Origin of the sequence: Saccharothrix coeruleofusca (genome assembly GCF_014648515.1) — a bacterium.
Taxonomy (GTDB): domain Bacteria; phylum Actinomycetota; class Actinomycetes; order Mycobacteriales; family Pseudonocardiaceae; genus Actinosynnema; species Actinosynnema coeruleofuscum.
Map to the genome: position 1 here is coordinate 16,180 of NZ_BMRG01000034.1, position 11,727 is coordinate 27,906.

The 11,727-nt window shown below is 68.1% G+C and carries 13 protein-coding genes and 1 tRNA gene; 9 read left to right on the forward strand and 5 right to left on the reverse strand.

Annotated elements, in window-relative coordinates; genetic code table 11:
• Window positions 1-22: 22 nt before the first annotated feature.
• Window positions 23-448, reverse strand: coding sequence for an SsgA family sporulation/cell division regulator (locus tag IEZ00_RS35400; protein WP_189227720.1), 426 nt, complete (start codon window positions 446-448; stop codon window positions 23-25).
• Between the two features lie 241 nt (window positions 449-689).
• Here IEZ00_RS35400 and IEZ00_RS35405 point away from each other — a divergent pair, with 241 nt between their 5' ends.
• The 4 genes from IEZ00_RS35405 to IEZ00_RS35420 all read left to right on the forward strand — a co-directional run bounded on the left by IEZ00_RS35405 (window position 690) and on the right by IEZ00_RS35420 (window position 2,703).
• Window positions 690-1,337, forward strand: a complete 648-nt coding sequence (locus IEZ00_RS35405) for an RNA polymerase sigma factor (RefSeq protein WP_229796417.1) — start codon at window positions 690-692, stop codon at window positions 1,335-1,337.
• The gene (locus IEZ00_RS35410; RefSeq protein ID WP_189227722.1) at window positions 1,334-2,131 is read left to right on the forward strand and encodes an anti-sigma factor; all 798 of its coding nucleotides are present in this window, start codon (window positions 1,334-1,336) and stop codon (window positions 2,129-2,131) included. Before IEZ00_RS35405 ends, IEZ00_RS35410 begins: the two co-directional genes overlap by 4 nt.
• A gap of 14 nt (window positions 2,132-2,145) precedes the next feature.
• Entirely contained in the window at window positions 2,146-2,580 is a 435-nt protein-coding gene (locus tag IEZ00_RS35415; protein WP_229796418.1) for a TIGR02611 family protein, read from the forward strand.
• 51 nt (window positions 2,581-2,631) lie between these two features.
• Window positions 2,632-2,703 (forward strand) — tRNA-Val (locus IEZ00_RS35420).
• Window positions 2,704-2,820: 117 nt separating this feature from the next.
• On the opposite strand, the gene IEZ00_RS35425 is transcribed toward IEZ00_RS35420, so the two are convergent.
• Complete coding sequence (locus tag IEZ00_RS35425; protein WP_189227724.1) at window positions 2,821-3,033, reverse strand: site-specific integrase; 213 nt, start codon at window positions 3,031-3,033, stop codon at window positions 2,821-2,823.
• A 368-nt stretch (window positions 3,034-3,401) separates the two neighbouring features.
• Between IEZ00_RS35425 and IEZ00_RS35430 the strand changes: the two genes are divergently transcribed.
• Window positions 3,402-4,226: an integrase core domain-containing protein gene (locus IEZ00_RS35430; RefSeq protein ID WP_229796419.1), complete on the forward strand. Its 825-nt coding sequence runs from the start codon at window positions 3,402-3,404 to the stop codon at window positions 4,224-4,226.
• A 93-nt stretch (window positions 4,227-4,319) separates the two neighbouring features.
• On the opposite strand, the gene IEZ00_RS35435 is transcribed toward IEZ00_RS35430, so the two are convergent.
• The 3 genes from IEZ00_RS35435 to IEZ00_RS35445 form a co-directional block, all read right to left on the reverse strand.
• The gene (locus tag IEZ00_RS35435; RefSeq protein WP_189227725.1) at window positions 4,320-5,621 is read right to left on the reverse strand and encodes an erythromycin esterase family protein; all 1,302 of its coding nucleotides are present in this window, start codon (window positions 5,619-5,621) and stop codon (window positions 4,320-4,322) included.
• Window positions 5,622-5,666: 45 nt separating this feature from the next.
• The gene (locus IEZ00_RS35440; RefSeq protein ID WP_189227729.1) at window positions 5,667-6,275 is read right to left on the reverse strand and encodes a CatB-related O-acetyltransferase; all 609 of its coding nucleotides are present in this window, start codon (window positions 6,273-6,275) and stop codon (window positions 5,667-5,669) included.
• An 857-nt stretch (window positions 6,276-7,132) separates the two neighbouring features.
• A complete protein-coding gene (locus IEZ00_RS35445; protein ID WP_229796420.1) occupies window positions 7,133-7,750 on the reverse strand; it encodes a hemerythrin domain-containing protein in 618 nt (205 codons plus the stop codon).
• 202 nt (window positions 7,751-7,952) lie between these two features.
• On the opposite strand from IEZ00_RS35445, the gene IEZ00_RS35450 reads away from it, so the two are divergent.
• From IEZ00_RS35450 to IEZ00_RS35465, 4 genes are all read left to right on the forward strand, one after another.
• Entirely contained in the window at window positions 7,953-8,891 is a 939-nt protein-coding gene (locus IEZ00_RS35450; protein WP_229796421.1) for a LysR family transcriptional regulator, read from the forward strand.
• Between the two features lie 485 nt (window positions 8,892-9,376).
• On the forward strand, window positions 9,377-10,162 hold the full coding sequence (locus IEZ00_RS35455) for an integrase (protein WP_229796422.1): 786 nt from the start codon (window positions 9,377-9,379) through the stop codon (window positions 10,160-10,162).
• A gap of 681 nt (window positions 10,163-10,843) precedes the next feature.
• On the forward strand, window positions 10,844-11,188 hold the full coding sequence (locus IEZ00_RS35460) for a DUF6247 family protein (RefSeq protein WP_189227726.1): 345 nt from the start codon (window positions 10,844-10,846) through the stop codon (window positions 11,186-11,188).
• Window positions 11,189-11,191: 3 nt separating this feature from the next.
• Window positions 11,192-11,446 carry a hypothetical protein gene (locus tag IEZ00_RS35465; protein WP_189227727.1) on the forward strand — a complete coding sequence of 85 codons (255 nt, stop codon included), beginning with the start codon at window positions 11,192-11,194 and terminating at the stop codon, window positions 11,444-11,446.
• Window positions 11,447-11,727: the final 281 nt, after the last annotated feature.

The following is an 11,727-nucleotide window of genomic DNA, read 5'->3' on the forward strand; positions in this document are numbered from 1 at the left end:
CTCAGCGCTCCTACCTGGGCTTTCAGGTCAGGTCGTTGGAGATCAGGTAGGTCAGGGCCTCGTCCACGTCGACCCACAGGTGCTCGTTGCCCGGCACCACGACGTCGTACGTGCGGTCGAGGAAGTCCGCCAGCTCCTGGGCCGAGGCCTCGAACATGGCGTGGCCCGACGGGCTGCTCAGCTCGATCACCACAACCTCGGGGTCGTCCGCGGCGGGGCGGATGCGGACATCGCCGTCCCCGGCGTCCGCGATCAGGCCGTCGGCGAGCAGGTCGCGGGCGAACACCCACTCCACCCACCCGGCGCGGCCGGTTCGGAACGCGGCCACCACCGCGTACGGGTCTTTCGTGTCATAACGGAGCTCCACCTGCACCGGGACCGCAGGGGTCCTGGGTGCCAGCAAGTCGAAGACTGCTGTCGAGCGGAGCGTGACATGGTCATTGCGCATCGTCGCTACCCTCTTCTCCCTTCCCGGCCAAGGAAACGACCGAGTTCTCTAGTTGTGACGTGTCTGTGGCGAGGAACGCTCGACATGGCGGCCGATATCACCCGTCTGGGTCAGTGGAACTCCACTGGGCGACCATGTCGGTGCTCTCCGTGTCCAGAGCCGTCCGCTGTTCCATCTTGCTGGGTTTAACCTGAACCCGGTACCCGCCGTTGCGCGAATGTTGGACGTGAGGACCCCTCTGGTGGCTGATCCACCCGCTTCCCCGCGCCGCGAACCAGCGCCCGAGCCCCGCCCGTCGGACGTCGAACTGGTCGACCGGATCGGGTCCGGCGACCAGAACGCCTTCAGCGCGCTCTACGACCGCTACGGGCGACCCGCGTACTCCCTGGCCCGGCGCATCTGCGTGGACCCCGGCCTCGCCGAGGACGTGGTCCAGGAGTCCTTCCTCAGCCTGTGGCGCAACCCCGCCGGCTACGACCCGAGCCGGGGCGGTTTCGGCACCTGGCTGATGACCGTGGTCCACCACCGCGCCGTCGACGCGGTCCGCAAGGAGAACACCCAGCGGCGTCGGAACGCGCCGCTCACCGACGAGGCGTCCGAACGCGCCTCCTCCGCCCACGGCGCCGACCACGACGCTCTGACCGCGGTGCTCGGCGCGCAGGTGCGCCAAGCGCTGCAACGGCTGCCGGCCGACCAGCGGCAGGTGCTCGCCCTGGCCTACCTCGGCGGTTACACCCAGGTCGAGGTCGCGACGCTGACCGGCATTCCGCTGGGGACTGTGAAGTCCCGCACCTTCACCGTGATCCGCAGGTTGCGCACCGCACTGCAATCGGTGTGGGCTGGTGAAACCGGCGACACGCCGGGCACGACGACGGGAGCGCAGCGGTGACCGGGGAGCGGAGGGACCACCGGTGCCCTCAGGAAGAGCTCGCGGTCGGCTGGGCGCTGCACGCCCTGGAACCGGACGAGCAGGCGCGGCTGGCGGCCCACCTGCCCGGCTGCGCCCACTGCGCGCAGGTCGTGCGGTCCACCCAGGAGGCGACCGCGGTGCTCGCAGGCGCCCTGCCGCAGCACGAGCCGCCGCCTCGGCTCAAGACGCGGCTGATGGCGGCGGTGGCGGAGACACCGCAAGTGCGGCAGGCGGACCCGGCCGCGGCGACCGGACCTGTTCGACTGGACGAGCGCAGGCGACGCGCGGGCAGGACGCCCAAACTGCTGGCCGCCGCGGCGGCGCTCGTCGTGATCGCGGGTGCCACCGCGGCAGGAGTGCGGCTAGTCCGACTCGGCGACCAGGTCACCGCCCAGCAGGCACGAGCCGACCGCCTGGAAACCGCGCTGGCGCTGGCAGCGGACCCCGCGGCCAAGCGAGTGGTGCTGCGCTCCCCGTCGAGGGAGCCGGTAGCGGTCCTGCTCTCCGCTGACGACACCGCGGCGGTCATGCCGGTCGACCTCGAGCCCAACGACGCGAACTCTCAGACCTACGTCCTCTGGGGAATCACCGGAACGGCTCCGGTGGCGTTGGCCACGTTCGACGTCGGAACAGGCGATTCGCCGACGGAAGTGCTGCACTGGTCCCAGGAGGCGTACCGGCACGACGGCTACGCCATCTCCCTGGAACCGGGCCGCGAGATGCCGGACGAGCCCACGAATGTGCTGGGTTCGGGCCAAGCCGCGAGCGCATGAGTGATGATGGGCACATGACGACCGACCAGCACGAGAAGAGCGTCGAGGTGCACGAGCACGGACCCCGGCAGTGGTTCCGCCGCCACCCGGCGATGCGCCTGGCCTACCGCGTCGGTGTAGGCGTGGTCGGCGGCTTGGTCCTGGTCGCGGGCGTGCTGATGATCCCTTATCCCGGCCCTGGCTGGCTGGTGGTCTTCGCGGGCCTGGCGATCCTGGCCTCGGAGTTCGAGTGGGCCGGGCGGGTGCTGCGCTTCGCCAAGCGCTACTACGACGCCTGGGTGGAGTGGCTCAAGCGCCAAGCGCTGCCGGTGAGGCTCCTCGTGCTGGCCGCCACGGGGCTCGTCGTCATGGCGACCTGCTGGGTGCTCGGGGCGTTTTCCCTGGTCGGAGGCTGGTTCGGCGTCGAGCACCCGTGGTTGGAGAGCCCGATTTTTGGTTCTCGGGGTTGATGTTGTACGGTATGCACACACCGCGAGAGCGGGGCTAGGAAAACCGAATACGGGCGATTAGCTCAGCGGGAGAGCGCTTCGTTCACACCGAAGAGGTCACTGGTTCGATCCCAGTATCGCCCACAGTGTGTTTTTGCAGGTCAGCGGCTCGTAGACGATCTTCGTCTGCGGGCCGTTGATCGTTGCGGGGAGCAAACGGGGAGCAGATGATCTTGACCACCTCCGTATTTACGAAGGTGGTCACGGTGTCGTGCTCCCCGTTTGCTCCTGGGTTTGCTCCCAGCGGTGTTGGAGTGCGGCGAGCATGGTGTCGATCATGGGCCCGGTGACGTGGGAGTAGACGCCCATGACGCCGTGGAACTTGTGGCCGATGCGCTTGTGCTGGAGGACTTCGGGGACGCCGTCCTCGATGAGCCAGGTCTTGTGGGTGTGGCGTAGGTCGTGGAAGTGCATCTCGGCGTTGATGCGCGGTTGGCCGGTGTCGCCGCGCAGGGCTGTGGGGTTCCAGAACTTTGCACTTAGGCGCTGAGCTGCGGTGATCGCACAGAATCAGCCGTAGGAGCATGATCGTGGGGCGTGGCGCTACGACTGCTTTACCTGATCTTCGTCCGGGTCGTTGGCTGGTTGGTTCTGCTGGGTCGGTCATCGGCGGCCAAGGACGTGGAGCTGCTGGTGCTGCGGCACGAAGTCGCTGTGCTGCGCCGGGTCAGTTCCCGCCCGCGGTTGGACTGGGCCGATCGGGCGGTGCTCGCCGCGTTGGTCCGACGCCTACCCGACTGGTTACGGCAACACCGGTTGGTGACACCGGGCACCGTCCTGCGGTGGCACCGGCGTCTGGTCGCGAGGAGTGGACCTACCCGAACCGCACCGGCCGACCTCCGATCGACGACACCGTCGTGGCGTTGATCGAGCGGATCGCCCTGGAGAACACCGGGTGGGGCTACCGCCGGATCCAGGGCGAGCTGCTCAAACTCGGCCACCGGGTAGCCGCGTCAACGGTTCGCCGTGTGCTCAAGCGCCTGCGGGTACCACCCGCGCCCCAGCGTGACACCGACATGCCATGGCGCAGATTCCTACGCGCCCAGGCAGCCAGCCTGTTGGCCTGCGACTTCTTCCACGTCGACTGCGCCGTCACCCTCAAGCGCGTCTACGTGTTCTTCGTGATGGAGGTCGCCACGCGTTACGTGCACATCCTCGGCACCACCACGAACCCGGACGGCCCTTGGACCACGCAACAAGCCCGCAACCTACTCATGGACCTCGGCAACCGGGCCGACGACTTCCGCTTCCTGATCCGCGACCGGGCCGGACAGTTCACCGCCTCGTTCGACGTGGTCTTCTCCGGTGCAGGCATCAAGGTCGTGAAGAGCCCACCACGGTGCCCGCAAGCCAACGCTTACGCCGAACGGTTCGTCGGCACCGTCAGACGCGAAGCCACCGACCGACTGCTCATCCTCAACGAACAACACCTGCGAGCGGTACTCGACCGCTACGTCTCCCACTACAACCACCGCCGACCACACCAAGCCCTACAACTCGTACCACCGCAACCAGACCGGCCGATCGCAGAGCCGGGCTACACCTCGATACGCCGCCGACCAGTCCTCGGCGGCCTGATCAACGAGTACGAACCCGCAGCCGCCTAACCGCAGGCCAGACCATATGGCCGACTTCTGGCACCCCACACGCGTCACGGGCGAAGTCGAAGTCGCGGCCGGGTTCCCGTGTGGTGGGTCGGTTCACGTGTTCTCGACGTCGTCGGCGACGGTGGCGGTGGCGGTGTTGAGGACGGCGTCGAACGCGTCGAGGACGGGCGTGTGCACGTAGGTGCTCTGCATCCGGATGCGGTCGGGGCCGGAAGGGTGGCCGGTGTCGGTGAGTTCTCGTCGTGCTCGGCGGAGGTCGGCGAGGCTGGGGCCGGAACCGAGGCCGGCGTCGGCGAAGGCGGCTTCGACGCTTCCCGGTTCGGGCTGTCCCAGCGGGGTGTGGTCGAGGGTGAAGCCGAAGCGGGTGTTCTCGTCGCGGCGCATTTCCGGGGTGTGCCCGGTGGTGCTGGTCAGGGCGAGGGCGAAGTAGTCGTCGCCGAGGGCGTTGTGCAGGTGTTGTCCCATCGGCAGCCCGGTGAGGCGGCCGGCGAAGGAAACCGGCGTTTTCTGGATGTGGGCGTTGTGGGCCACCAGCACCATCCGGTTCCTGGGTCCGCTGCGTTCCAGGTGCCACCGGACCGATCCGGCCATGTAGGCGTCACGGGCGGAGGTGTCGGCGGTGAGGCCGCCTCCGGTGAACAGGGCGGCCATGGCGCGGAAGGTGTAGTCGGTGTGGCAGGCGCCTTCCAGGTGGCGCAGGGCGATGTCGTAGTCGTGCCGGTCGCTTCGGGAGAGGTAGAGCGGTTCGACGGCGCGGAACCGGGTGAGCAGGCGCGCCAGGGTCGCGGTGAGGGTGTCCTGTTCGGCGGTGGTCAGGCGCGCCCACGCGGGCGCGGCCACGGCGGCGGAGTGGCCGGCGAACAATTCGGCGATCCGTGTCGCCACCTGGATCGCCGGTACGGTTTCGGGGTCGACCCGGCGCAGGTAGTCGGCGACCGGGGCGAGTGCGGGCAGCAGCGAGCCGCCGGCCGCCGGGATGTCGACGCCGGCGAAGCGCACCGGTGCCGGGGTCGCGCGGTTGTGCTGGCGGACCCAGCGCAGCGGCTCCTCCAGTCCCACGGGGATCGCCCCGGCGAGGTGGGTCGCCAGATCGTCGTCGGTGCCCTCGCCCCGTGCCCAGGCGTCGAGGGGGAAGCCTTCGCTGAAGCCGTACTCGAAGGCCAGCACGGTGAACCCGTGCCGCTCGACCAGGAAGCGCAGGATGCGTCGGCGCAGCAGCGCGAACTCGGCGATGAAGTGGGAGTGCTCGCCGATCGTGACGACGCGGGCGTCGCCGATAACCTCGCCCAGCGGTTCCAGGTCGTCCAGCGGCGCCGCCAGGTCGAGGTGGGCGAGCGGGACGGCGTGGCCGCGCAGCCAGTCGGTGAACGGGTCCGGATGGGAGGGGACGGACATGGTGGTGGCTCGATTCGGTGGTGCCGGCATGTGTGCTGGGATGGGTCAGCGGGGCGTGGGTGCGGCGTCCTCCAGGTCGTCGACGCTGCCGGACATGATCGTGCGCAGGTGGTCGGTGATGTGCTGGAGCGGCCAGTTCCACCACGCCAGGGCCAGCAGGCGGTCGATGTCGGTGTCGTCGTAGCGGCGGCGGATGAGCTTGGCGGGGTTGCCGCCGACGATGCCGTAGTCGGGGACGTCCTCCACGACGACCGATCCGGAGGCCACGATCGCCCCGTGGCCGATGCGCACGCCGGGCATCACCATGGTCCGGTAGCCCAGCCAGACGTCGTGGCCGACCACGGTGTCACCCCGGCCGGGCAGGCCGGTGATGAGGTCGAAGTGGTCGGCCCAGGACCCGCCCATGATCGGGAAGGGGAACGTCGAAGGCCCGTCCATGCGGTGGTTGGCGCCGTTCATGATGAACCGCACACCCTCGCCCAGCGCGCAGAACTTCCCGATGACCAGCTTCTCCGGCCCGTAGTGGTAGAGCACGTTGCGGGTCTCGAAGGCGGTCGGGTCGTCGGGGTCGTCGTAGTAGGAGAACTCCCCCACCTCGATCAGCGGCGAGGTGACCAGCGGCTTGAGCAGCACCACGCGCGGCTGCTCGGGCATCGGGTGCAGCACGGTCGGGTCGGCGGGAACGGAAGGCGTCACGAGTAGTGATCGTCGTTGCGAGTCGGACGGAGAACAACGACTGATCACGCAACGTCGTCATTAGCGAAACTAATGACGACAGGTGCAAAGCGTGGAGACGCGCGACATCGAGGTTCTCCTGGTGCCGGTCGAGCCCCCTGTCGGGCGGAGTTCCACGACATCAGCTCCGCCGCGCCGTTCGAAGAACTGCTCAGCAGGAAGGTCGATCTCGCGATCCTCCGACTCCTGGTGCGGGAATCGGACCTCACTGCGGGCGCCCGTGTTCACCGGACCGATCGTGTCGGCGACATCCGTCGGCCGCTCACTGGCCGACCGGAATCCGTGCCACTGGAGGACCCCGCCGACCACACCGTCGTGGCGGTGCGGATCCCGCCTGTCAGCGCGCGGCGCTCGTCCCCGCCACGCCCCCGGTGGAAGACCCTTCCCTGTCTGTCGCGCGTCACCGGCACCGAACAGATGCTGCCCATCATCTCCACCGGACGGGCCATCTCATCCCTGCACGGCCACGCCACCCGCTACCTCCGGCGACCCTGGCATCGCCCTCGCGCCGTTCCACGACTCCCCAGTCGCCCGATGGGGCCCATCCGGCGCACCGCACCGGTGAGACCGAATTCACCCGCGCCGCCGCCGACCTCGTCGAACAACACGGCCCGCTCAACCGGTGAGTTCGGGCAACCAGGGCGGCACACACCAGTCGTTCAATCGCTTGGAACCGGGAGGGTGAGCCCGCTGGTTGCGCGTGATCGACGACGCGACGACGGCGGAGCGCCGGCACCTCGAACTCCTCGGGAATCCGGCCTGGGCGGCGCGGACCGTCACGCCCCTCCGCGCCAGCGATCGAGCGCGGAGAACTCGGGCCGCCACCGGACGTGGTAGGCGGTGCGGGCGGCGTCGGGCAGGGTGGCCAGCGCACGCGCGACGCTGCCAGGGGCGGCGCCCTCCAACAGCCACGGCAGCAGCCGGGGCGCATCGGCGCCCATCCGCAGGTTGTGGACCTGCTCGAAGGCCGCCCACTGAGCTGTCGTCAACGCGCGTTCGATGAGCGGGACCACCACTTCCTCCTCGTGCCTCAAGTGGCCGCGCACACCGGTGACCAGCGAGTCCGTGAGGTCTCCGAGCCGGAGCCGATCCGCTTCGGGACGGGCCACCAGGTCGTCGACCGCCGCGACGACCTGGTCGATGGCGGCGTGTTCAGCCTCCACCGCCTCCAACACCGCCAGGTCACCCGACCGGTCGGCCAACCGCTGGCGCAGCATCGGCCAGAGCACGTCGTCCTCGGCGCCGTGGTGGATGCGCAAGGACCGCTTGAACAGCCGCCAGCCAACTGCCGTGCGGAGGACGCGCCGGGGATCGTCGTCGATCCGCACGGTGACACGGGCGATGTGCTCCAATTCCCGACGTAGGGCGTTGTGCACGGCGTGCATTGCCGTCATGTCCAAGGGCATGGTCAGGTCCAGGAGTCGCGGGCTGTTCCGGGCGGTTCCCACTGTGCCGGGACGCCGTGCCCCCATCAACGACGACTGCGAACGCCCGGTGATAACGCACCGGTTATCGCAACGCCAGGAATTCGACTTTCTCCCACCTCACCGTCGCAACCGCGGACCTGACGGCGTGGTGTCGTTGTCGGCCCCTCGTATGCTGTCCAGCACCGGGGCCGAACTGAAGACCGAGGTGCACATGGAGTTGCGGGACATCGAGATCTTCCTGACCCTGGCGGAAGAACTCCACTTCGGCCGGACCGCTGAGCGGCTGCACGTCTCGCAGGCGCGGATCAGCCAGGCGGTCAACCACCAGGAACGCCGCCTCGGAGGCGTCCTGTTCGATCGCGCTAACCGCCGCCAGGTCCGTCTTACGCCGCTCGGCCGCCAACTCCGCGACGACCTGCGGCCGGTCTACGCGGGACTGCGCGACAGCCTCGAACGCGCCCGCCTCGCCGCCCAGGGCGTCACCCACCTCCTCCGAGTCGGCATGCTCCCCATCAACACCTACGACTTGCGCCCGCTGTGGGATGCCTTCCGCGCCCGCCACGCCGAGTGGCGGCTGCAATTCCGGCACGCGCCCTTCGTCGACCCGTTCGCCGGCCTGCGCCGCGGCGAGGTGGACGTCCTGGTCACCTGGCTCCCGGTGGAAGAACCCGACCTCACCGTCGGCCCCACCTTGTTCACCGAAACCCGCGTGCTGGCCGTGTCCACCGGCCACGAACTCACCCGGTGCCCGTCGATTTCGCTGGAGGTGGTCGGCGACTTCCAGCACGTAGACGTCAAATCGGTGCCGAGCTACTGGTACGACAGCTACGTCCCGCCGCACACGCGCACGGGCCGCTTGATCGAACGCGGACCGGCGGTGCGGAGCCTCGAAGAGGTCTTCACCCTCACCAGCCTCGGGGAAGTCGTCACCCTCTTCCCCCGCCACATGACCCGGTACTGGGTCCGGCCGGACATCACCTACCTGCCCGTGCGGGACATGAGCGCACTGCCGTACGCGATGGTGTGGCGCACCGAAGCGGAGACCCCGCCCATCCGGGCACTGGCCCAGACCGCCCGAGACATGGGTCCCTGGACCCCACAGGGGTGACCTCCTCGGCCTGGGGCCGCGGCGTGCGTCCGTGCACCGAATTCGGTAAAGCTCGCGAATGGCGGGCGACCGCGAGCAAGGGTCACCCTCGTACCGGTCACCGCCGAGATGAGCCCCGACCGCTTCGCCGATCTCGCCGGGTGATGGATCCGGAGACCGTGTGGGGTTTCAGAAGTCTGCACTGAGGCGCTGAACTGCGGTGATCGCGCACCACGAGCGGTAGGAGCATGATCGTGAGGCGTGGCGCTACGACTGCTGTACCTGCTCTTCGTCCGGGTCGTCGACTGCTTGGTTCTGCTCGGCCGGTCGTCGGCGGCCAAGGACGTGGAGTTGCTGGTGCTGCGGCACGAAGTCGCCGTGCTGCGCCGAACCAACCCCCGCCCACAGTGGGACTGGGCCGATCGCGCGATGCTCGCCGCGTTGGTCCGACGCCTACCCGGCTGGTTACGGCAACACCGGTTGGTGACACCGGGCCCCCTCCTGCGATGGCACCGACGTCTGGTCGTGAAGAAGTGGACGTACCCGAGCCGCACGGCCGACCTCCGATCGACGACACGGTCGTGCCGTTGATCGCGCGGATGGCCCGGGAGAACACCGGGTGGGGCTACCGCCGAATCCAGGGCGAGCTGCTCAAGCTCGGCCACCGGGTAGCCGCTGCAACGGTTCGCCGCGTGCTCAGGCGCCTGCGGGTACCGCCCGCGCCCCAGCGCGACACCGACACCTCCTGGCGGCGGTTCCTGCGCGCCCAGGCCGCGAGCACGTTGGCCTGCGACTTCTTCCACGTCGACTGCGCCATCACCCTCAAACGCGTCTACGTCTTCTTCGTGATGGAGGTCGCCACCCGCTACGTCCACATCCTCGGCACCACCACGAATCCGAACGGCCCGTGGACCACGCAACAAGCACGCAACCTATTGATGGATCTCGGTGACCGGGCAGACGACTTCCGGTTCCTCACCCGCGACCGGGCCGGCCAGTACACCACCTCGTTCGACGCAGTCTTCTCCGACGCAGGCATCCAGGTCGTGAAGATCCCCGCCACGGCGTCCGCGAGCCAACGCCCACGCCGAGCGGTTCATCGGAACCGTCAGACGCGAAGCCATCGACCGCCTGCTCATCATCAACGAACACCACCTGCGGTCGGTACTCGACCCACTACAACCACCGCCGACCACACCAGGCCCTACAGCTCTCACCACCACGACCGGACCGGCCGATCGCAGAGGCGGACTACACCTCAATACGCCGTCGACCAGTCCTTGACGGCCTGACCAACGAGTACGAACCCCTAGCAGCCTAACCGCAGGTCAGGGCATATGACCAACTTTTGACACCTCACAGGGTGATCGGTCCTGTAGGTGTCAAAAGTCGGCGCAAAGGTTGTAACCTGGACTAGGAATGCAAGGTTCGTGGTGGTCGATCAAGCAGTCGAAAATGTCCGGTGTCGCACCGATGTGGTTCTACGGTCGTATCGAGTGGCGGTCCAGGGCCTTGAGGAGCACGTGGGAGTGGACCGTGGGAGCAAAGTGGGAGTCGCTGAACGCGTCAACGCCGTCGACGGGTATCGGGCTGGGTGACTGCGGCTTGGTGTTCGGGGTTGGGTTCTCCTCCCTGCTGCCCATCCTGTGCCGAGCTGCGGCAGTTGTTGGCTGAGGAGCCGGAGGTGTGAACTGGGCAGGTCGATCGTGGGTGGGCGGAGAGGCGCGCAGGGCTCGGGGCGATGGCCTTGCTTCGATCGAGAAGTCGTCTACCAGGAGCTTCGCTGTGCTTCCGTTGCGACTGCGGCCCGCGTCATCGGTTGGACAGGACTCGACGACGCATCGGTGGTCTGCGGAGGCTCGGTGCTCGCCACGTCGGTCGTGAGTAGCGTTCAGGTGGTTCCACTGTGGTGGCTTCCCTGTCGGTGATCGGTGGCCAGGGACGTTCGTGGCGGTTGGGCGTTAGGGTGGGGCATGGCTTCTCCTGCTGCGTCGGTGTCCTCCGGTGGCGATCCGGTGGCGCCTGCGGCTGATCCGGTGGCGATCCGGGCTGCGTTGACGCCGATGCTGGTGGCGGAGTTCGACCGTGAGTGGGAGTTGGTGTTGGAGCGGGCCAAGGTGTCGAAGGACTTGGCCGGGATACGGGATCTGTTGGGCAAGTGGCGGCACATCGCCTACGGCGAGCTGCGTGATCCGGGTTCTTACTACCGGATGTTGGCCAAGGCTGAGCAGGTCCAGCGCTTGGGCGCCAATCCGGACGCGGTGTCGTTGGAGGAGATGAAGGCGCTGCTGCGTCAGCGTCAGGGGCGGGCCGAGTAGCCGGTGTATCGCGTCGTGCCCGACGCGGCGAGCCTGGAGCAGGCTGCCGCGTTGCCCGTGGAGGCTCTGTCGGCGTATGCCGAGGTGCTGGTGGTGTTGGAGTTGCAGCCGTGGAACGGGCGTCCGCAGCACGAGGACAACCCTGGTGCGGCGGTGCGGTACTGGAGCTTCGGGTCGGACAGGGCCGGCCAGGTCGTGTACTTGATCTTGGAGGAGCAGCGCGAGGTGCACCTGTTGCTGGTGCAGTGGCTGGGCTGATCCTGTCGGCTGCTGGGTTGCGCTTGCTGGAATGTCGTCCGTGCGAGTCGGGCGGCAGTTCGCGACTTCCAGGAGGACGTGGGAGCGGGTAGTGGGAGCGGAATGGGAGCCGTCGGACGCGCCCAATAGCGCTGAACCGCATTCAACGGCTCCCAATGACCGCTTTTTTGCTGCAAGGATTATGTTTTCGCTGGTGGAGACGTTGAGCGTTATTCATAGCTTCTGAGCTGGGCTGGTAGCGCAACAGCCCTGTCCGGGTAGGGTCGGTTTCCTTCCACAGA